17 protein-coding genes are annotated in these 21,401 nt (G+C 55.1%); 6 read left to right on the top strand and 11 right to left on the bottom strand.

Going from position 1 to position 21,401, the window contains the following annotated elements:
* Positions 1-44: 44 nt before the first annotated feature.
* Both AC1RQI_RS15200 and AC1RQI_RS15195 read right to left on the bottom strand, forming a co-directional pair.
* Positions 45-248 (bottom strand): hypothetical protein, encoded by a 204-nt coding sequence (locus tag AC1RQI_RS15200; RefSeq protein WP_481905471.1) that lies wholly within the window; start codon positions 246-248, stop codon positions 45-47.
* Between the two features lie 92 nt (positions 249-340).
* On the bottom strand, positions 341-982 hold the full coding sequence (locus AC1RQI_RS15195; RefSeq protein WP_481905470.1) for a hypothetical protein: 642 nt from the start codon (positions 980-982) through the stop codon (positions 341-343).
* Between the two features lie 219 nt (positions 983-1,201).
* Here AC1RQI_RS15195 and AC1RQI_RS15190 point away from each other — a divergent pair, with 219 nt between their 5' ends.
* Positions 1,202-1,684 carry a hypothetical protein gene (locus AC1RQI_RS15190; protein WP_481905469.1) on the top strand — a complete coding sequence of 161 codons (483 nt, stop codon included), beginning with the start codon at positions 1,202-1,204 and terminating at the stop codon, positions 1,682-1,684.
* An 89-nt stretch (positions 1,685-1,773) separates the two neighbouring features.
* Here AC1RQI_RS15190 and AC1RQI_RS15185 read toward each other — a convergent pair whose 3' ends face one another.
* The 6 genes from AC1RQI_RS15185 to AC1RQI_RS15160 all read right to left on the bottom strand — a co-directional run bounded on the left by AC1RQI_RS15185 (position 1,774) and on the right by AC1RQI_RS15160 (position 13,008).
* Positions 1,774-4,773 carry a type III restriction-modification system endonuclease gene (locus AC1RQI_RS15185; protein WP_481905468.1) on the bottom strand — a complete coding sequence of 1,000 codons (3,000 nt, stop codon included), beginning with the start codon at positions 4,771-4,773 and terminating at the stop codon, positions 1,774-1,776.
* The gene (locus AC1RQI_RS15180) at positions 4,770-5,861 is read right to left on the bottom strand and encodes a virulence RhuM family protein (RefSeq protein ID WP_481905467.1); all 1,092 of its coding nucleotides are present in this window, start codon (positions 5,859-5,861) and stop codon (positions 4,770-4,772) included. The genes AC1RQI_RS15185 and AC1RQI_RS15180 overlap by 4 nt, the downstream gene beginning before the upstream one ends.
* A gap of 17 nt (positions 5,862-5,878) precedes the next feature.
* Complete coding sequence (locus AC1RQI_RS15175) at positions 5,879-7,900, bottom strand: site-specific DNA-methyltransferase (RefSeq protein WP_481905466.1); 2,022 nt, start codon at positions 7,898-7,900, stop codon at positions 5,879-5,881.
* An 18-nt stretch (positions 7,901-7,918) separates the two neighbouring features.
* Positions 7,919-8,671, bottom strand: a complete 753-nt coding sequence (locus AC1RQI_RS15170; protein WP_481905465.1) for a DUF4391 domain-containing protein — start codon at positions 8,669-8,671, stop codon at positions 7,919-7,921.
* Positions 8,671-11,886: a helicase-related protein gene (locus AC1RQI_RS15165; RefSeq protein WP_481905464.1), complete on the bottom strand. Its 3,216-nt coding sequence runs from the start codon at positions 11,884-11,886 to the stop codon at positions 8,671-8,673. Before AC1RQI_RS15165 ends, AC1RQI_RS15170 begins: the two co-directional genes overlap by 1 nt.
* A 144-nt stretch (positions 11,887-12,030) precedes the next feature.
* Positions 12,031-13,008 carry an NADPH:quinone oxidoreductase family protein gene (locus AC1RQI_RS15160; RefSeq protein ID WP_481905463.1) on the bottom strand — a complete coding sequence of 326 codons (978 nt, stop codon included), beginning with the start codon at positions 13,006-13,008 and terminating at the stop codon, positions 12,031-12,033.
* 303 nt (positions 13,009-13,311) lie between these two features.
* Here AC1RQI_RS15160 and AC1RQI_RS15155 point away from each other — a divergent pair, with 303 nt between their 5' ends.
* The 5 genes from AC1RQI_RS15155 to AC1RQI_RS15135 all read left to right on the top strand — a co-directional run bounded on the left by AC1RQI_RS15155 (position 13,312) and on the right by AC1RQI_RS15135 (position 19,057).
* Positions 13,312-13,977, top strand: a complete 666-nt coding sequence (locus tag AC1RQI_RS15155) for a fumarylacetoacetate hydrolase family protein (protein WP_481905462.1) — start codon at positions 13,312-13,314, stop codon at positions 13,975-13,977.
* A 17-nt stretch (positions 13,978-13,994) separates the two neighbouring features.
* Positions 13,995-15,347: an ABC1 kinase family protein gene (locus tag AC1RQI_RS15150; protein ID WP_481905461.1), complete on the top strand. Its 1,353-nt coding sequence runs from the start codon at positions 13,995-13,997 to the stop codon at positions 15,345-15,347.
* 88 nt (positions 15,348-15,435) lie between these two features.
* Positions 15,436-17,802, top strand: coding sequence for a DUF748 domain-containing protein (locus AC1RQI_RS15145; protein WP_481905460.1), 2,367 nt, complete (start codon positions 15,436-15,438; stop codon positions 17,800-17,802).
* Between the two features lie 11 nt (positions 17,803-17,813).
* Entirely contained in the window at positions 17,814-18,227 is a 414-nt protein-coding gene (gene arfB / locus AC1RQI_RS15140) for an alternative ribosome rescue aminoacyl-tRNA hydrolase ArfB (RefSeq protein WP_481905472.1), read from the top strand.
* Positions 18,224-19,057, top strand: coding sequence for an aldo/keto reductase (locus tag AC1RQI_RS15135; protein WP_481905459.1), 834 nt, complete (start codon positions 18,224-18,226; stop codon positions 19,055-19,057). The genes arfB and AC1RQI_RS15135 overlap by 4 nt, the downstream gene beginning before the upstream one ends.
* 56 nt (positions 19,058-19,113) lie before the next feature.
* Here the strand turns inward: AC1RQI_RS15135 and AC1RQI_RS15130 are convergent, their stop codons facing one another.
* The 3 genes from AC1RQI_RS15130 to AC1RQI_RS15120 form a co-directional block, all read right to left on the bottom strand.
* Complete coding sequence (locus tag AC1RQI_RS15130) at positions 19,114-19,545, bottom strand: MOSC domain-containing protein (protein ID WP_481905458.1); 432 nt, start codon at positions 19,543-19,545, stop codon at positions 19,114-19,116.
* Positions 19,546-19,583: 38 nt separating this feature from the next.
* Complete coding sequence (locus AC1RQI_RS15125) at positions 19,584-19,913, bottom strand: hypothetical protein (protein WP_481905457.1); 330 nt, start codon at positions 19,911-19,913, stop codon at positions 19,584-19,586.
* Between the two features lie 133 nt (positions 19,914-20,046).
* Positions 20,047-21,401, bottom strand: a 1,355-nt coding sequence (locus tag AC1RQI_RS15120) for a P-loop ATPase, Sll1717 family (protein ID WP_481905456.1), incomplete at its 5' end; no start/stop codon positions are given.

Genomic DNA, 21,401 nt, shown 5'->3' with positions numbered 1-21,401 from the left:
CGATGGTTGACTGTTCACTCACCATTTTGGCACTTCGATGCCGGTTAGGTGAGGAGGAGTCCATCCCATTGCTTACGTTGGGGCGGCAGCTCAATGTGCTGAACTGCTAGGCGCTGGCGCCACTGCATGAGATCGGAGAAATCGAGTTGCTGGTGTTCGGCATAGGCACTCAGGCTCTGCCCCAACGAGTAGGCCCGGAACAGGTGCCCCAGCCAGAACGCCTGGGTGTCGCTCAGTCGGTGCGTCATGATTACCTCCGTTGAAACCACGGAGGCAGTCTGGCGAATCCGGCTCAGGCCGTTAAGATGGGTTTGTGGACCGCTTACCGACGCCCAACCACTTATTCGTCGTGGAGGGGATCATCAGGGATTGAGTACCAAGCCAGAAAACGAACGTCCAACGGTTCGTTTACCCGGATCCGAACCGCTTTATAACGTCGATTTGGCGGGAAATTTCCTGAACCACGCTCCGAGGCCGTTTCCGAGTCAGGCAGAACACGAAACTCATAGGATGTTGAAGTATTAAACCCACGCCCAAACTGAGTAATCCCGGTCACCCCCAACCGCACACGTTCCCCTTCTTGGGTGATCAACTCCACCTCAGGCTTAATGACCGTGCCATCTTCCAACCTCTCCGGCAGCCAGGCCCGGGTCCCGAATGGCGTCTCTGAATCCAGATGCTCCCTCTGCTCGGACTCCTTCTGATCGACAAGCGCTAACGGTTTATAATCAGCAGGCTTCAAGGCAATCGCGAAAACCTGACGTTCTGGGCTACCAACTTTGAGCGAGGGATCGAAACTGACCGTTTTCCATTGCTCATCAAACTGGAAAGGGCCGTCTATGGCTTGGTCACTCTTGCCCTGAGCAACAACCTGCGCCGAGAGACCACCTGTAAGCTCATTACGGCCTGAATCACAACCGGTAAGCCCCTGAGCCATCACCAAGCAAATACCGGCAATGGGAAGAATGGATCTAGCCGACATCGTGTGCCTCCTTGCAACAATTTAAAGCTTTTAGAATAACTCATTGGATCTGACTAGGTCTATCAAAATCATTGCTAAATCCCAATAAAAGCGCATGGATTACAGCATCTTATATCCGCACTCAGATTACAGAACGTCAAACCCAAAAGCCTTGACATCAGATCCGCACCGTATGCTACGCCTAAAAAAGATCGAGCTAAATAAACAAGGAGGTTTTACATGCCTATAGGTTTGACGGAAACTGCAGCAATTGCCGCCATTACCGGCGTTTTCATTACTGGTGTTGATAAACTTTCCAGTCACTATGACTCTGAAACCGCGTTCGAAAGAATGCGGAAAAACCTGGATAAAGCCGCCCGAAACAGTCCTCGCGTAGTCAAAGTTCACGATCGGTACTGGTTTTTCCACAAAGAAGACTTCCAGCGCAGAACCGGACCTGGAGGCATTCCAGTTCCCAAAGACAAGAAAGGCCAATTCAACCCCAAACGCCGCGTTTCCTTTAAACCCAACGATGGCTGGTACTCCAATAACTGGACTGTCAGCAGGAAATTCGAAATACCCAGCAATGGCGGGAAGCTGGTTAAAAAAACGCACTTCATAAGTAATGATGAATGTGCTGATTTCTTTTCAGAAAAATATTTTGAAGGCGGAATGGTAAAACGCAAGCCCAGCCTTCGTGACACGATCGAAGGAGTCGCCTAAAAAACAACATGACCTGACCGTCTCCAAATCATTTGACGGCAGATCATAAAATGGAATTAATTTTTTAAATAACCACAAAAACTTATTTTTCAAAATCTCTTCAAAAAGCTATCAAAGCTACCATCCACACGAAACTCGACATCATTCCCCAGCGCCTTAAAATGCTCTTTACCGCAATCAATCTTGGCCTTCTCAAAAGGCCTTAATGCATCAGAAAAGAGACTGCTCTTTGTCTCAATTACAAAATATAGTTTTGCTTCCCCGTTTTTCTCAACCAATACCGCCCAGTCAGGGTTGTAACTCCCAAGTGGGGTATCAATCTTGAACCAACCCGGCAGCTTGGCGTAGAGCTTGATTTCATCATTACGCTCAAACGCCTGCGCGAACGCCACTTCAACGTCTGAATCGTAAACAACGTGGTCATAGACCGACTTGTCGCTCTGGAGCATATTACGATTCAGATAGCCGAACAGCTCCTCTTCCTCGAAGAGCTCCTGGGCGTAGAAATGATCGTCGCCGATCTTTTCGTACCGGATCCCATCAACAATGAACAACCGCATCTGGCGACGTATGATTTCCAGGACCTGCTCAATAAATTTCTGGGGATTGGTGCGGAACGCCTCCAGGCGCTCGCTGCGAACCAGTATTTCCACCAGCGTCCGGCGTGTGAGGTTGGTTTCGTTCTGCAGGAAACCGACGATATCCGGTAGCTGGAAATCCCAAGCGTCATAGGTTGCCGCTGTCTCACTGATGGTCTCAGCATCCACGCCAGCGCGAGTCACATCCAGCCTGGCGGTTCGGGTAACGAAACGGGCCTTCCCGACTCTCAGATTATCCCGAATCTCATCCGCGCAAGCCTGAATCAGCGCTTCCGTATCAAAGTTCACGCGATAGGTGGTGTGGTGCTTGATGCGGTCCCAGAGCGCCTTGAACTCCTCGCTGAGATAGACCGCCTTATTCAGTTTCACTTCCCGACGATCGTCCTTGTTCTGGATATTGAGACGACCGGCTACTTTGCGTAGAGCACCCGTAATGGCATCGGTGTGGCCACTCACCTCATCCGGCAAAAGGAGCTGTCCATCCCTTAGATCACGCCGCAGGGTATCCTGAACCTTGCCCTTGTCATCGATATAGCCTTTCTGATTCAGGTGATCCCATATCCGTTCAGCAGTCTCCATACCCAGGTATTCGGTTTCCCCGTTCTCCGTGGTAATAGGAATGCTCGCCAAGTGAGGCTTCTCCACCACACCAAAACGAATCCCTTCTTCCTGCTCAATCTCACTCTGTAACTGCTTGGCGAAATCCTCGTAGGACTCGTTAGCCATGACGGTCAGCGTATTCACATCAAACCCGTGCACCCGCTCCCCGTCCTGGTTCACTGCCAGACGCAGCCCGCGCCCGATTTCCTGGCGCTTCTTCATGACCGATTTTGTTTCATTCAGGGTGCAGATCTGGAAGACGTTGGGATTATCCCATCCCTCTTTGAGGGCGGAATGGGAGAAAACGAACTTCAAACGGGACTCGAAACTCAACAGCCGTTCCTTGTCCTGCATGATCAGGTTGTAAGCACTTTCATCCGCCTGCGTTTTCCCTTCACCCCGGGAATCCTTCAAGATGCCTTCGCCACCGGCATCTTTCTTCTTGTCCCTGGCGAAATAACCGTTATGAACACTTGCCGCTTCGGTCTCCAGATCCACTTCCCCGAACAGGCTCTGGTACTTGGGTTTACGCGCCGCACGAAGGTACTCCTCTTCAAACATAAGCGCGTACTTGCCAGGGTGCGGGTTGCCGTCCTGGTCGTACTCCCGGTAGTTGGCCACCCGGTCGATAAAGAACAGGCTCAGGACCTTGATGCCCTGCGGCTGCAGCTTGAGCTCCTTATCCAGGTGCTCTTCAATGGTTTTTCGGATCTGCAGTCGCTTATACTCGTCGTCATCCACCTCACCAATAGCCTCGCCCAAACGGACAATTTCCGGCTTGCTGGTAAAGCTGATGTATTCGTTGCCGGCTTCGCAGTAGATGTCCTCGATGATGTAGCCATCGTAAACGCCGCGTCCACCGCTTGTATCCAGCAGGTCTTCTCCGCTGCGCACCCACTTGGCCTTGCGGTTGACTTTGCCTCCTTTCTGAAGGATATCCAGCTCCACCTGAGCCTGGATCGGGCTTCTGCGGTTATCCACCTTCAGCAGCTTGATGTACGCCTTGTTGTGGCTGTCCTGAACCTCAATGCCGGCGACCTCAATCTGTTTGACCAGCTTGCGTTCATAGGCATCCACAGAGTCCAACCGGTACAGCATGTGATGCTTATCCGGGTGGGTGGCGGAATAACGCAGGGTACAGAGTGGATTCAGCGAGTTGATGGCTTCCCGGCTCTTGTCCGTAGTGGCAACACTCTGGGGCTCGTCGATAATCACCACCGGATTGGTCGCCTGTATAAATTCGATGGGCTTGTTACCCGTCATACGGTCATGAGGCCGATGGATGATGTTCGCTTTGTCTTCCTTCTCCGGGTCCTGGAAGCTGCGGCGGAAGGCATCGATGTTGATCACCATGATCTGGATGGTGTCACTGGTGGCAAAGTTACGGACCTGGCCGAGCTTCTGGGAGTCATAAACGAAGTAGTCGAAAGGCGTGTTGTCATACAGCCCCTTGAAGTGGGGCTCCGTCATCTGCAGCGACTTGTAGACACCCTCTTTAATGGCCACCGACGGCACCACGATGATGAACTTGGTAAACCCGTAACGCTGGTTCAGCTCAAACAAAGTCCGCAGGTAGACATAGGTCTTCCCGGTGCCCGTCTCCATCTCAACCGTGAAATCAAGCGAGTCCAGTTGCGCGGACGGCGCCAACCCATTACGCAGCTGAATGCCCCGCACATTCTCAAGAACGTCTTCATCCAGAAGACGCAGCCGATTCCCGACTCCCAGGTCGGTATTCGACTGACCAAATCCCAATGACAGCTGTCCCGCGCCTTCAACGGGCGCTACCGTGAAGTTTGTCTGGCAGACCTCCTGCCCCTCGAAAAGACCGGTTACCGAATCAATGGCCTCACGCTGGTAATTGAGGTCCGAATCGAATTGAATCTTCATTGTTTACTTCCGTCATCCGGGCTCTGGTTTGGGTCTGGCGTGTTACGGGCAAAATCCTCAAGGGCGCGGATGTTTTCCTCTTCACCCTGGGCCTCCTTCAACGCCCGGCGTCGCTCTTCAAATTGGGCGTACTCCGCGCGAGCTTTCTCATCCGCTGCATTTTTCCGAACCCGCCCATGGCCGCTTAGCACATCGCGGTCATTGAACTCCAGAAACTGATCCAATTTCGACTGCCAGTCCTGCATGAAGACCTGACGCCGCCGTTGGGCCTGATCCTCGGCAAAGTCCAACCACATGGTCACGATCCGGTTCAGGCTCTGGATTTCCTCCGCGTTCAGATAATTCTTGGCAATGGTCACATCGGAGGACCGGACTTCGTCGCCCTTCCAGCTGGTTAAGCCCATATTGGGCTGGGTGTGATCGGCCCGGCTATGGATCAGCTCCGGTGCTGTCTCACCTGTGGCCGCATAGTGGAGCTTGTTCTGTATGTGCTGGAAGAAACGGCGCGTTTCCTCGGCATTGGGCTCGTAGTCCGCAGCCAGCGCAAAGATCTCTTTAACCCGCAGGTACATCCGCTGCTCACTGGCCCGGATGTCGCGGATGCGTTCCAGCAACTCATCGAAGTAATCCGGAACACCAGGGCCAGGAGGATTCTTCAGGCGCTCATCATCCATGACAAAGCCCTTAGTGAGGTATTCCCGCAGCCGCTCCGTCGCCCAGCGCCGGAACTGGGTGCCGCGCTGGCTGCGAACGCGATACCCGACTGAGATAATCGCTTCCAAATTGTAGTGCTTGACCCGGTATTGCTTGCCGTCCGCGGCAGTTGTCAAGTAATCCTTGATAACTGCCTCTGGCGTCAGCTCGCCCTCTTCAAAAACGTTCCGCAGGTGCAGGCTGATGTTCTGCTTACTGGTCTGGTAAAGCTCCGCCATCATCGCCTGGCTGAGCCAGATCGACTCATCCGCGAAGCGACACTCCAGCCGTGTTTGGCCATCCTCCGTCTGGTAGAAGAGGACTTCGCCCGAGGCCGAGCGCAGATCATCACCTTCCCCAGCGTTTCCGTCCGAATTTTCTTCTGATCCCTCCATTTTACCCCCTCCATGGTTCACAGGCTTTTCACATCCTCGATAGCCGCCTGACGCAGGATCTGCACGGTATTGGTCTTCACTACGTCATCCTTGAAACCGGAATCCTTGAACACAACGCGCATGATTTCCGGTGACAGCTCCTCCTTGAGGCTGGCAATACCTTTCACAACATCCAGATCGATATTGTCTGCCAGACACACAACGAGAGCACCTGCACCGATGATATAGACCGCTTTCCCGGCCACCTCCCGTCCCTCGACGGGCACTGATAGATCCAGTCCATATTTGAGCAGGAGTTCGTGCAGCAGGTCAGTTTCGGTGCGATCCGGCTTGATGTTTTCGACGGTATCAAATAGAGATGCGGCAATATCATCGGCACTCGGGTCCCACGGGCGTATGTTACTAGAGTCCAAACGAAACCCCTTGAAGCCTCCTCTTGCTTCACCAACATCCTCTATCCGAAGACCATCTCTATCACACAAATATCGACGAATACGTTCTCGTCCAAGGGACGCAACATCGGCGCTAATGGCATTCTCAACACAAAATTTATAAGCAACCTTATGCTCTTTCTTGTCTGGATCTAAATGTTCCGGCAACTGGACACATATAAACCGCCTACTCCCTTCATCTTCCTCGTTTGCCATAAGAACAGATTGAGCGGTCGTGCAACTACCAGCAAAAAAATCTAATACTATATCTTCACCACCCGAAAGGTATTGAATAAGAGATTTAATATCATATGGATCTTTCGGATTATCAAATACCTTTTCACCATCAAAAAGTTTCTTGAAGTCTTGCGCAGTTTTTTGCGCATAACTAAACTTCACACTCCTCATAACCTGATCATCTTTATCAAACATATTTCTTCGAACAGATGGTATTGTTTTTTCATCTTTACCAAATATAATTCGGCCTTTATCAATTTCTTCCTTCATGCGTTCATAATTCGGCCACACCCATCCACGACTTGGAACCTTACACGGTTTTCCGGTAATTGGATGAGGAACATCAAACGTAGGACCTCCACCTCCAGGCCAACTTGGGTCACCATCGGTCCTGTAGGGACCATTCTCATCCACTTTAGTATATCGAGCGAGAGGCAAACGTGGGTCATCTTCTCCGAATGTTTCATAAAAAGAAACAATCCCCTCTCGAATAGACTCCCAATCCTCTCCATATTCTTCACGCAAACGCTGAAACTCGGAACGCACATCCTCAACCCCTTCCTTGGGAGAACGAAGCTTGAGGCCAATTTCTTGAAGTAATCTTTTATCACGAGCATATACGACTACGTATTCATGGCCAACCGAAAAGAACTTCGCATCATTTTTTCTATTCTTATCAAATACAAGAACAGCCAATCGATTCTCTTCACCAAATACCTCGTTAAGAATCCACTCAAGATTGCATAATTCAGAATCATCAATACTTACTGCAATAAAACCATCCTCTGAAAGAAGATTTCTTGCCAACTTCAAACGCGGATACATCATATTCAGCCATTTAGTATGGAATCTCCCTGAAGTTTCAGAGTTGGCGGATACTTTGAATCCTTCATCATCTACCTGCCCAGTGTACTTAAGATAAGTATCCAGATTATCCTGAAACCGGTCCGGATAGATGAACTCACCGCCTGTGTTATAGGGCGGATCGATGTAAATCATCTTGACCTGCTTGTGGTAAGACTTCTGCAGGAGCTTGAGCACTTCCAGATTATCGCCCTCAATAAAAAGGTTCTGGGTGCTGTCCCAGTTCACGGACTCATCCGGGCAGGGCCTCAAGGTGCCGTTCGATGGAGTCTGGGCAATCTGGCGGGCTCGGGACTTGCCATGCCAGGTAAAGCTGTAGCGTTCGTTCTGATCCTCTTTGTAGTCGCCTAGAATCTGCTGCAGTGCGTCAAAATCCACTTTCCAGCGCGGGCCATTGGGATCGGAGCCTTCGGTAAAGGCATCAGGGAACAGCTCCCGGAGCTTGTCGATGTTTTGCTCAACGATATCCGGTGATGCGCCGTCTTGTTTCGGGTCCAGCTTATCCATGATCTGCCTTGGCCTTGTTTACAGTTCAGCGGCGGTCCGCCGCAGCTGTTCTTCCAGTTGTTTGATTTTGGTGTTCAGTTCCACCTGGCGGTTAAACCGGCTTTCCTTGCGGATTTCAGAGCGCAGGCGCGCGATTTCGCCTTCAATCTGATGACAGGCGGCCAACCGCTCCCGCTGCTGCGCCTCCTGCTCCGCCCTGTCCGGTACGCGAAACGTACCGCTCAACCGGGCGCATGCCAATGCCAGTACACGTTGGTGCCAGCCCGTGTAGAGGGCGTAATAGTGGGTCTGTGGCTGAAGGGAAACGGCCAGACTGCCGAGAAATGTCTGTTCGATGGCTTCCAGGGCCGTGCTATCCATCCATCGGGTAACAAGAATGTCCTCCGCCACTACTGCATCACGCTCCGCCCGGCTGGCGCGCTTGTGGGCGACGCTGACAGCGAATCGCTCATTGTGCCCGATAACGAGGAACAGCGGGTAGGGAATGGCCCGGTGAATCAACTCGGCAATGCGCGTGACTCGTTTTGGCGAGCGAAGGACCACCTCGATGACCGCCAGCTCCGGGTAATCACGTTCGTCATCCTCATAAAGATTAACGGGCAATGTGTTTGGCTTGAGTGTGTATTGCCATGTCACGGTCTCTACGTCGTCGGTAAAGGCCTTGCGATCCGCCGGCGACATGGAAGCATTTTCAAAGAAGTGTTTTTTGTAGATGCGTTTGCCCAGATAGGCCGCGTCTGGAAGCGCCAGGTGGTCGTAGACCGCCCGCATCAGGCTTCCTCGCCCCTGTCCAGAACGATGAGGTAACTGACGACCTCGAAATCATCCATGCCCTGGAAACTGTCCCGGCTGATCACGGTTCCGCCCGGCTGGAACAGACTTTCCACGCCACGCTCTTCCGCCTTGCCGGTAATTGCCGCAACGGCCTGGGCGAGAAGGCCCTGATAATGAGCCATATCCCGACCATCACGGGTGACGCGGTTGAACCGGGTGACACTGGCTTCGTCGGGCCGTGTGCGCCCAAGCGACAGGCGCTTGAGGACGTCAAGAATGCGTCGTGTATGGGTGAAGTTGTAACGGATCTCACCGTCATCGCCAACGTAGACCAAGTAGTGGGGCGCCAGTGGGTAGGTTGGATCGCCCTTCACCCGGGCATTCATGTTTCGAAGGCAGAATATGGCGCCAGGCCCCAGGTTCTCACCATTCACGAGGTCATCAATCGGCGTTACCGCAAAGGCACCCCAAGGCATGCGTTCCAGGTCCTCGCCATGCTCCTTCAGGTACTCCCCCAGATCCATGCGATAGTCGTTCAGGGTCAGATCCGTGATGGAGATCCCATCGGACAGATCCTCGATGCTGGGCACGTCATTCTGTAGCTGCTCAAGCTGTCGCCGGCGATACTCAAGGTCATTCATCGTGTCGCCCTCGGCGTATTCGATGACGTTTTCCTCGCCAGTAGCGGAAATATCCAGCAACACCATCCGGCCTGCAACCCGCGCCTCCAGGTCAATGTACTCATCCAGCTCCATGTTTGGCCAGAAGTTAACCAATTGAATCAAGTTGTTATCCGACCCTAATCGGTCAATCCGCCCAAAACGTTGGATGATGCGCACCGGGTTCCAGTGGATGTCATAGTTCACCAGAAAGTCGCAATCCTGCAGATTCTGGCCTTCGGAAATACAGTCAGTCGCAAGAAGAATATCAATTTCATCATCAGCCCTCTGGCCAGCATCTCGCTCTTTGGAGGTCGGAGAGAACGCTGTGAGGATAGATGGTATATCTCGCCGCAGGGTTTTGATGGTACTGCGGTTACCATGGGTATGACCGGTGATTTTACCTGTGTGCAATCCAAGCTCTTTCCAAGCCCAATCCGCCAATTCCGAAAATAGGTACTCCGCTGTATCCGCAAAGGCGGTAAAAACCAGTACTTTGCGGTTACCTTCGTTAATCGGGTTGGATACCTTGCTCCGGATCTCATTACGAAGCGCAGCCAGTTTAGCGTCACGCTCTGCGGAGACATCGCGTGCTTCCCGGAGCAGCTTCAGCAAAAGCGCCTCATCCTCCTCCAGCTCCTGGCGCCAGCGCACACGATCCACGTCACTAATCAGTACTTTGACTTTATTCCCAACAAGATAAGGATCAAACGCATCATCCTCGACTTCGATGTCTTCAATGCCCCACTCTTCAACGTCTCTGGCGTCCTGATTTTCCAGACGTTCCTTGAGCTCCCGGACACCATTCAGCAGCTTCTCCACGGTCAGAGCAAAGGCGTGGATTGAGCTCTCCATTCGTTTGAGAATATTCACCCGCATCAGGTGAATAAGACTCTCCTCCCGATCCATCTGGCGGAATACGGACCCCCCTGCAACCTGCATATCGTACTTACGACTATACTCTTCCAGCTTTTCCGGCAACACGTAACGGAGGGGCGCGTAGGCACTGAGATTCAACTTCCGAATATCACGGTTGATTTCCCGTAGTTCTGGAAAGCGATCCTCTACATCGATCGGTGGGTACAGATTGCGAGGCGGCAAACGAGACGGAAAAGCCCCAATTTCCCCCATGTCGTAATATTTCTCGACGTGTTTACGGGATCGAGCAATAGTCAGCCGATCCAGAAGACTGAAATAGTCAAAATTAAGTGCTTCAAGCAGCTTTTCAGATGTCCTGTGCTCGTCTCCATCACGCAACCACGCATTAAACTTCTTTTGTGCCCGCTGAAGGGTATTATCAATACTGGCGATGCCTTCCGGGTAGAGCGCATCATCACGACCTTCAGTGATAAAGGCGATCTGGTTCTTGAGGTCGTTCATCCGGTTGTTAACCGGCGTTGCGGACAGCATCAGGACCTTGGTTTTGACACCAGCTTTGATGATGTCCTGCATCAAACGTCCGTACCGGGTCAGGCCATCCTTTCTTGGAGGGTTGTTACGAAAGTTGTGGGACTCATCAATGACGACCAGGTCGTAATTGCCCCAGTTGACGGTTTCCAGATTGATTTCGCCGGACCTGCCCCCTTCTCGTGTCAGGTCTGTGTGGTTGAGAACGTCATAACTGAAACGATCCTCCGCCAGGATGTTGCGGGTATCATTAACGGTATAGAGCGTCCAGTTCTCGCGAAGCTTTTTCGGTGCGAGAACGAGCACGCGGTCATTTCTGAGTTCATAGTATTTGATAACAGCAAGTGCCTCGAACGTCTTTCCGAGACCGACACTGTCAGCCAAGATACAGCCGTTGAAGCGCTCGACCTTATCTATTGCCCCAAGAACCCCGTCCCGTTGGAACCGGTAGAGCTTATTCCAGACCCGCGTATCCTTGATCCCCGTTCGCGTTTTGATGATGTTTTCTTCATCAAGCTCCCCGAGGTAGTCCCGAAAAAGGTTATGCAGTATGCAGAAATAAATCTGCTGAGGGGAGCGACGCTCGTAGATTTCTTTAAGACCAGCCAGAAACTCTGACTTAATGTCACGGGTTGCCTCGGAGTCCCTCCAAATGGCTTCAAACCAATCCAGCAAGGTCTGCGTCTCAGTGGGATCTGTGGACGCTGTGTTCATTTCAAAACCGTTGCTCGGCAACCGCCCCAGGCCGGTCGTCGTAAACGGCGAGCTTCCATGGATAACTAATGGCGCACGTTCACGGTTCTGTACATGAACGAGATTATGAGGAACTAAGCGCGCAACGCCGCGAGCCTCGACCTGCTTCTGGACCCAATTAGCACACTCGTACGCTTTTGCAGCTGCATTAAGTTGATTGCGAAAAACCCGATCAGCCTCTTCCCCAACCAATGCATTGAAAGGTGACTCATCCTCACCAGCTGAAAGCTCGGGGATGAGGATACGAGCCCTCACTTGGGACAGAAGGTCCCGCAGGCTCTCATAAGCGTAGATTGAGAAGCTTGAAGATAAGATCGATAGATCCGCTCCCGTCTCAACGCCTTCTTCAAGCGTGCGCCCCAGGTTTCCGTGAGCTTTATTATCAATCAGCATAAAGACATTCCGTAACTGCCGTAGTTTGGCAGTGTAGCTACCGAGCTAAGCCACTGCCAAGCAACGAGAGTTAGATTGCCTTTATAATCTAGCTGACTAAGATGAGCATTGACCAACCGGTGGAGCACACTCTCCCAAGGCAGCCTAGTCCGCCACCCTCAGAACAATCTTCCCGGTCGCACGCCGCTCACTCAGCCCGTTCAGGGCTTCCACATAATCCTCGAAGGGGTGCACTTCGCTCACGCGCGGCCGGATCTTGCCCTCACCGTAGAGCTTAAGCAGCTCCATGATGTTCTGCATGTTGGTCTTGGGCTCTTTCATGGTGAAGTTGCCCCAGAAGACGCCGACCACCGAGCAGCCCTTGAGCAGCGGCAGGTTGGCGGGGATCTGGGGGATGTCACCGGCGGCAAAACCTACGATGAGGTGGCGGCCGTTCCAGGCCATGGCGCGCAGGGCCTGCTCGGTGAAGTCCCCGCCAACCGGATCGTAAACAACATCCACACCCTGGCTCGCCCGGCTTTTCACCGCATCCTTGAGGTTTTCCTCGGTGTAGTTGATCAATTCATCCGCGCCGGCCTCTTTCGCCACATCCAGCTTCGCCTGGCTGCTGGCGGCCGCGATCACATGGGCCCCCATGGCCTTGCCCAGTTCCACTGTGGCCAGACCCACACCGCCACTGGCCCCCAGCACCAGCAGCTTTTCTCCCTCCTGGATGGCCGCCCGCTGTTTGAGGGCGTGGTAGGAGGTGCCGTAGACCATGGAGAAGGAGGCGGCTTCCTCATCACTCATGGCATCGGGAATGGGGATGAGCTGGCCTTCCGGTACGGCGATCTCTTCCGCGAAGGCACCGTAGCCGGTCAGGCCCATGACCCGGTCACCGGGTTTGAAGCGGCTGACCTTGTCACCCACTTCCAGCACTTCACCGGCCATCTCACCACCGGGCGCGAAGGGCATCTCCGGCTTGAGCTGGTACTTGCCCTCAATGATCAGCGTATCCGGAAAGTTCAGGCCGGCCGCCTTCACCCGGATCTTAACAGCACTGCCCTTGGCTTCCGGTGAGTCCAGCTCCCCGATCTGGAGTTTATCCGCAGGGCCGTATTCGTGGCACAGAATGGCTCGCATTACTCAATCTCCGTGTCGTCATTCATGTTTGTGGTCCTGGAAGCCACATGGCATTTGCAGGGTGGCAACAGGGGCGAGTCCCGCCCATTACACCTCAATTGCTATCAACCTAATCGCCTCGATGACATCAATCAAATAAATCTGGATCATCCACCAACATCAAAATCACTTATGGTCAGACGTCGCCTGGACGGCGCCAGAGCCGTGCTATTGGCCTACCGTCGGTAAGTGGGACCATTGCCCCAGCGCAGCGGGGCGATACGGTGCTATAGTCAGCCCGTTGGAGCGCTATTGGAGTTGACGATGACAATCCCCCAGGCCCGTTTTCAGAACGGAACCCGGTATGACAGCCCCATCACCAAGGTCGTGTGCGTGGGGCGCAACTATGCCGAGCATGCCGCTGAGCTGGATAACCCGGTCCCCACGCAGCCACTGGTCTTCATCAAGCCCCCGTCAGCCGTTACAGAACTGGAAGCCGGGGTAACGCTGCCGGCGGTAGGAGAGTCGGTCCACTACGAGACCGAACTGGCCCTGTTGATTGGCCAACGCCTCAGCCATGCCAGTGAACAGGCGGTGAGCGAGGCCATCACGGGCGTCGGTCTGGCCCTGGATCTGACCCTGCGCCAGACGCAGAGCCGGCTCAAACAGGAGGGCCACCCGTGGGAGCTTGCCAAGGCCTTTGACGGCGCTTGCCCGCTCTCGGCCTTTATTCCCGGGGACCAGTTAGCGGCCACCGGGCGCCTCCGGTTCAGCCTGTCGATCAATGGTGAACCGCGCCAGCATGGTGATACAGCGGCCATGCTGAAACCCATTCCCGCCCTGGTTTCGTATATGAGTAAACACTTTACGCTGGAACCAGGGGATGTTGTGCTGACCGGGACACCAGCCGGCGTGGGACCACTCGAGCCCGGCGCGGCGTTGAGCCTCACTCTGGAAGACCGGCTAACCCTGGAAACCACTGTTGCCTGAGCGGAGCCCTACACCCCATGAGCCGTAAACCGGTAACCACCCGTACCGGGCGCTTCTTCCGGCTGGCCGGCATGACCGGCTCGGTCGCCTCCAGCTACGCCGCCCGCAAGGCCCGTGGCCTGTTCAGCGAGGAGAGCGAGGAAAGCCGCCACGACTATTACAGCCGCATGGCCGAGGAAATCGTCGACACCCTGGGTGAGCTCAAGGGCGCCGTCATGAAAGTCGGCCAGATCGCCTCCCAGACCCAGGACTTCCTCCCGCGCGAGCTTACCGATGCCCTGCAGCGCCTCCAGAAGGAAGCGCCGGCCATGGAATTCGCCGTCATCCGCCAACAGATTGAGCATGAGCTGGGAGACACCATCGAGAACCTGTTCGCCAGCATCGACGAAACCCCCTACGCCGCCGCCTCCATTGGCCAGGTTCATGCCGGCCAGCTCCACGACGGCCGGGATGTGGTCATCAAGATCCAGTATCCCGGCGTTGACCGCTCCTGCGACTCCGACCTGCGCCAGCTTCGCACGGCCCTGCGCCTGGGTGGACTGCTCAAAATGCCCAAGGAAAGCGTTGATGAGCTCTTCAATGAAGTCAGGGACCGGCTCCACGAAGAGCTCGACTATGAGAACGAGGCCCGCAACATCCACCATTTCGCGCAGCAGCATGGCGGCGATGACGGCATTGTGATCCCGGAAGCCGTTCCCGAATGCAGCTCGCGCCGCGTCCTTACCATGGAGAAGGTTGAAGGTGACCACATCAACGAGGTCACGCGCGAACGCTACGACCAGGCGACGATCAACCTCATCGGCCACCGGATCTTCCGCACTATGACCGACGGCCTGTTCCGCCATCGCTGCATTCACGGGGATCCCCATGCCGGCAACTTCGCCTACCGTCCCGACGGCACCGTCATCCTCTATGACTTCGGGTGCGTCAAAAGCCTGCGCCCCTCAACCGTGGCGGCCTATCGCAACTGCATCAACGATGCCCTGAACGAAGACTATGCCGCTCTGGACCAGCACCTCATCCACCTGGGCGCACGTGTGGAGGATCATCCGCCAGTGGATCCCGATTACTACGCCATGTGGCGAAACATCCTTTACCAACCCTTCGCCCCGGAGAACCAACCCTACGACTTCGGCCAGTCCGACCTTCACCAGCAGGTGGCTGCCAAGACCCATACGGTCTTCCAACACCTGGAAGCCTTCAAACCACCGGTGGAAAGCATTCTCATCGACCGCATGGTGGCCGGCCACTACTGGATGCTGAAGCGTTTGGGCGTGAAGACGGATTTCCGGCCGTTGCTGGCGGAATACCTGGCGGGGGAGGAAGAACAGGAAGCGGTTTCAGCCCCCGACTCGGTCCTGCACACCTAAGGGGCTCAAACTGCTGACGCGGGCGTGACGCCAGGCATACCGCCGTCTAACCTGTTCGGTATACTCTTTCCTCTATGGGCTTGGTTCTATGCAAAGCGAGTCATTGCGTCAGCTCGGCGGCTACCTGCGCACAAGGTGGGCGTCCCCGCGCCGCGTCCGGTTCTGGCTACTGGCACTAGTCCTGGTGTACACCCTCCTGGGCTTTCTGGTCCTGCCCTGGCTCATCCAGTACCTGGCAGTGAGTACGGTCAAGGAGGATTTTGGGCGCGAGCTCAGCATTGAATCGGTTCACGCCAACCCGTATACCCTCACGCTCCAGATCGACGGACTCACCCTGCACGACACGGACAACCACCAGCTGCTCGGCTGGGAACGGCTGTTCATCGACCTGGCCTGGTCGAGCGTGGTCAACAGAAGCTGGACGTTCCAGACCCTGCACCTCGACCAGCCCATCATCCAGGAAGAACGCTTCGCCTCGGGCGAGACACGCCTTGCCCAACTCGCTCCTGAGCCCTCGGACCAGCCCGAAGCCCAGAACGAAGCGTCGCCCCTACCTGCATTGCAGGTGGCGGATCTGAGCGTGGAGGGGGCTGTTCTGCGCTTCACTGACAACCTTCAGACTCCGGCGGCAACCTCTGCTCCGTCCAGCACGGTGTCACTCGCAGTGGAGGACGCTGGCTTGTTCGCAAAAGATCTGTCGCTGGAAGAAGGCGCGCGCTTCCCCGTGCGCCTGGACGGGCGGCTCGCCGGTGGCGGCGCGTTCGACCTCGAAGGGCAGCTGCGGCTCCTACCAACACCCGCGCTCGAAGGCGAAACCCATATCGACGAACTGGCCCTCCCCCAGGCCGCCCCTTACCTGCGACAGGTCGCGGCTGTACAGCTGGGTAAGGGAACGCTCAACCTGAACGGCCAGATCAGAACCAACGCCCAGCAGCCCTTTGCCTTCAAGGGCTCGGCCGGCATTAACGCGCTCAGCATCCGCAACGCCTCAAACGACGCACCACTCATTGGCTGGCAGAGCCTCAAGACCCAACAACTCGACCTGCGTCTTGCAGAAAGGCAGCTTGAGACCGCTCCCATCCTCATCAACGGCCTTTCCGGTCGGGTCATCATCAACGAAGACCAGACCACCAACTTCAGCCAACTGACGGCAACGGCCCCGGACGGCGCCAACGGCGAAGAGGATGGGGCCGCCCAGAGGGACAATACCAGCGACGAGGCAGACCCATTCGGCATCACCATTGAAGGCATTAAGCTGACCGACGGCGCCCTCCGTTTTGCGGATCGCTCCCTGCCGCTGCCCTTTTCAACAAGCATCCACACGCTGAACGGCCAGGTATCGACACTGAGCTCCAGCTCCGCCCAGCCGGCTCAAGTGTCCCTGGAGGGCCAGGTCGCGGATTACGGACTGACCAGCGTGGAAGGCACTCTCCACGCTTGGCATCCCATGCGTGACACCCGCCTGAAACTGAGGTTCCGCAACCTCCGGATTCCGGAGTACTCCCCCTACACCGTGCGCTTTGCCGGCCGAAAGATTGCAGGGGGCAGCATGGATCTGGATCTCGATTACACGCTCAGCCAACAGCAGCTCGACGGGCGCAACAGTCTGGTGCTCCATGACCTGAAGCTCGGCGACAGGATGGCGGCCAGCGACGCCATGGATGTGCCGCTGGATCTGGCCATCGCCCTGCTCAAAGACAGCAACGGCGTCATCGACCTGGATCTCCCGGTAACCGGGAATGTGGGCAGCCCCGAATTCGACGTGGGTCAGGTAATCCGTCAGGCCCTGACTAAGGCCATCACCTCCGTCGTCCAATCCCCGTTCCGTTTTCTGGCCGGCCTCGTCGGCGCCGGCTCGGAGGAGCTGGGCCGGATTGAATTCCCGCAGGGGCGCTCCGACCTCCTCCCGCCCCAGCGCGAGCGCGTCGCCAAGCTGCGGGAAGCCCTCAACCAGCGCCCCGAGCTGGCGCTGGAATTGGCAGGCACGTTCAACCGCTCGTTCGACGCCCCCGTGCTGCAGCGCGGGAAAGCCATCGACGCCCTGCGGGAACGTATGGCCGAGACAAACCGCGGGGACGCCCCCCCCAGCCTGACGGCCAAGGCCAACCAAGGGATCCTGGAAGCGATGGTCACCACGCATTACCCGGATTCAGACCTGGAGACCATCCAGGCCCGTTTCACCGAAGAACAGAGTGAATCATCAGACGACAGCGGCTTTGACGCACTGGCCTATCGCAATCATCTCGCGGAACAGGTCATCAGCGCCCAGACAGTGACGGATGCCGACCTCAGGACCCTCGCCAACGCCCGTGCCACCGCCGTCCGGGACGCCCTGGTTAAAACCCGTTCCGAAGACAGCATTGCCGCCGACCGAGTGCGCCTTCACAATCCCCGCGAAGTCGATTCAGTGGCGGATGAGCGCCTCGCTATGGAAATAAGTGTCACCGCGGACTGAGGTCAATGCCAATGCTGACTGTATCCAATACCGTGGAACTGGCTGACTGGGAAATCGACATCACCCAGATCCGGGCCCAGGGCGCTGGTGGCCAGAACGTCAATAAAGTCGCCTCAGCGGTGCACCTTCGCTTCGACATCCAGAACTCCAGCCTGCCGCCCTTCTACAAAGAGCGGTTAATGGCATTATCCGACCAGCGCATCAGTAACGAAGGGGTGGTCGTCATCAAGGCGCAGTCCTACCGTACCCTTGAACAGAATAAGGAAGACGCGCTGCACCGCCTCAAGACGCTGATCCAGGGGGCAGTGAAACAAGAGAAAGCCCGTCGCCCCACAAGACCCAAAAAGGCTGCCAAGCGACGCCGCGTTGACAACAAAACACGCCGAGGGAAAACCAAAGCACTGAGAGGCAAGGTATCGCCATGAAGCGCATTGAACTACCCGGCGGCGAACGCATACCCGCACTGGGCCAGGGCACCTGGCGTATGGGTGAGCGCGCCAGTGACCACGACCGTGAAGTCGCCGCCGTGCGTGCCGGCATTGATGCCGGCCTGACCCTGATCGACACGGCTGAAATGTACGGTAACGGCGGCGCCGAGCGCATTGTTGGCGAGGCCATGGGCAACCGGCGGGATGACCTCTTCCTCGTCAGCAAGGTCTTCCCGCACAACGCCTCACGTGCCGGCGTCCGCGCCGCCTGCCAGGCCAGCCTGGAACGCCTGGGCACCGACCGGCTGGACCTCTACCTGCTGCACTGGCGTGGCGGGGCCAACCTCACCGAGGCGGTTGCCGGTTTTGAGGATCTGCAACGGGAAGGACTGATCCGCCACTGGGGCGTGAGCAATTTTGACGCGAGCGACCTGGCGGATCTGTGGGAAGTGCCCGGCGGCGACGCCTGCAGCGCCAACCAGCTTCTCTACCATCTCGGAGAACGCACCATCGAGAACGACCCGCTGCCCTGGATGCGCCAGCACGGCATCCCCGCCATGGCCTACTGCCCCCTCGGCCAGCGCCGGCTCCTGGAGCAGCCCGCCCTGCGTGCCTTTGCCCAGCGCAACGGCATCACCCCGGCACAGGCCGCGCTCGCCTGGCTGCAGTCGCACGGCGACGTCATCGCCATCCCGAAGACGAGCTCACCGGAGCGTCAAGCCGAAAACCAAGCTGCTGCCGAGGTCACCCTGAACCCGGACCAACGCGCCGAGCTCGAGCGGCTTTTCCCTCGGCCCAAAGCCCCTGGGCCGTTGCCGATTGTCTGAACGGCGCTCAAAAGGTCATTAAAACAGGGATTCTGGCGGCGTTTGGCGTCCTTGGCCTAAACATCGAACTCCATTCCTGGGCGAAGCGCCCCGCTGCTTAACACATTAGCGCGCAGACCGCCCTTGTGAACCCATGCTCGAACCACCTCAGCTGGCGACATACCGTCTGTCGCAAGGCGCTGGCCCAGTGTCTTGCATGGTTCACACAGCTCAACGCCGTAAAACTGGACGCCGCCCACGGAGAACGTCTTTCCAGCCAAGCTATTCAGTCGAACGGAGCGAGTCACAATATTGCGCCCTGTTTCAGAAGCCTCTATTGACCGACTGTAGTCCCCGTTGAAAGATTCAACTTCCTCGGCCTCAATGAACGTAACGGTCCCATCGACATTGCGATCCCCTTTAATGCCCTTATCCGCAACCAGTTCCGCCTCTTGCACCTCAAACTGAGGTGCTCCGTGCGTCTCTGCGATGAAGATAGACTCAATCATCCATTGACCTCTTTTGTTCTTTGGGCTTTTGGTCTCACTCAAGCCGGTAACAGTGCATCAATCAGCACGAATTTCACGGCCAAATTTACAGCGATTCCCAGAATAATGATCAGGTAAAAGAGAAAAAGATTATCCTGGTATCGGTCCAGGAGCCAGAAAAACACGAATCCCGTGGCCAGGTCGTAAACAAAGTTCAACGTAATATCAATGCCAATGAACAGTGACAGCTGCTGCTTAATGACTGACGCAGCCGCCCCCATTATCAGAAACGTCCCGGCATAGATACCCGATGTTTTTCCCGGCCGCCCGTGGGCAAGGACATGCCATATACAGCCGATCAGAACTGCTAGTTTTACCACTATAATCACGATCTCAGATCCTTTGTCGCCCTATTTATTTCCATACCCATAACGCCAAGGCTTACGCGCCGGCTTGGAGGCGCGCAGCGCCGGAAAGACGGTCGCCGTAGAGCCGCTGGTTAGCCGAAACTGTCCTGCACCTTTAGAAAAGTTCTCTCCCACACCCTATGCACACAGGGTCATTTCCTTCTGGAAAAAGTTCGATGTCAGCTAGGTTATCCATCTTGCAATAGTCACAGGGTATCCAGCGCTCGTCTAAAAACGTTTGAATATCTGTGCGTCGATGGATTAGGCGAACCACGACCGGATCAGCAACGTAATAGAAATTAAGTGGCCGATTGGACCCTTCCACGCTTATTGTGCCTAATTGTTTTACCACGCCAGCACTACTCCATCCCGTTATTTTGTTTCTAGCGGAATTCGTGTGAACTTTAAATACTTCGTTCGCTAGATAATTAACTGTAAACAGCTCTCGCCCGCACCTCTGGAGTTCTTTCAGTATATCTTGTGAATATTGTTCGCTGGCTATCTCCTCGCAATATGCCATGATTCCCTGATCAATAGCGTTAATTTCAATAGCTTCATGATCTGGGTTAAGTTCCGATTGCGCATTGAGAATTCTCTCGCAAATTCTGATAACGTTGCGCGGCGACCCACGAGCTATAATGCAAATAGCAGCGTCTACATCAAGCTTGCAATTGCTAGAACAAAGCTGCGCAAACGAGGCGACATTACCGCCACTGAACGCTTTCAACCTCTCAGAGAGCACTCGCTGCAACCCCTCTCGAGTCCAGTTTAGATGATATTGGTGAATTCGATCAGGTCGCGCGTCTTCGCGAAACCACTCATTTATTTGATCCCACAAGAAAAATTTAAACCCAAACCCTTCAACCCCCAAGAGTTCAAGGTCCCTAATCATGGGTTGAACGAGTCGGTACGTCGAGGGTGCATCATTACCGGTAAGTTCGGTTTCATCTGGCTTATCGATAAGCACATAAACAGAGTTTATCCCTATTTCTCTAACCAATTTCCCTATGTATTCGAGTTGGTGTTTATATGTTTCTGCGAGCGCTTTTTCTTCTTGGCGTGCGTCTGGTAAATCAACTTTCTCAAGACCGTAACTCTTCAAAAGAAGATTAACGAGCGATTCAAGAAATCCTACTTTATCTCGCCAGAACTCACGGAAACGCTCAGGCAGTCCCTTAAGCTCCTTCAAAATCTCCTGGAGTCCGTCACCGGTAACGTCGCCTAGGTAGCTATAAACAAAGGAAGACACTTTTCGCCTGTCTTCAGTTGGAAGACTAGTAAGAAGGTCAGGAGAATCAGACAAATGTGACAGATATGCAACAAGAACTCTAGAAATTATGTTCCTTAGATGATACTGGAGCGTGATATCATTAATGCTCTGTCCGGTCGAAAACGAGTTATGGTGATTTCTGGTGTATGGAAGCAGGCTGAAGAGGTGGCGTATCCTGTTGGTTGATCTCCGCCAAGATC

This window comes from Salicola sp. AFF1, assembly GCF_056783195.1.
Note: the sequence above shows the minus strand (reverse complement) of the source record. Positions and strands in the feature narration are given on the sequence as shown.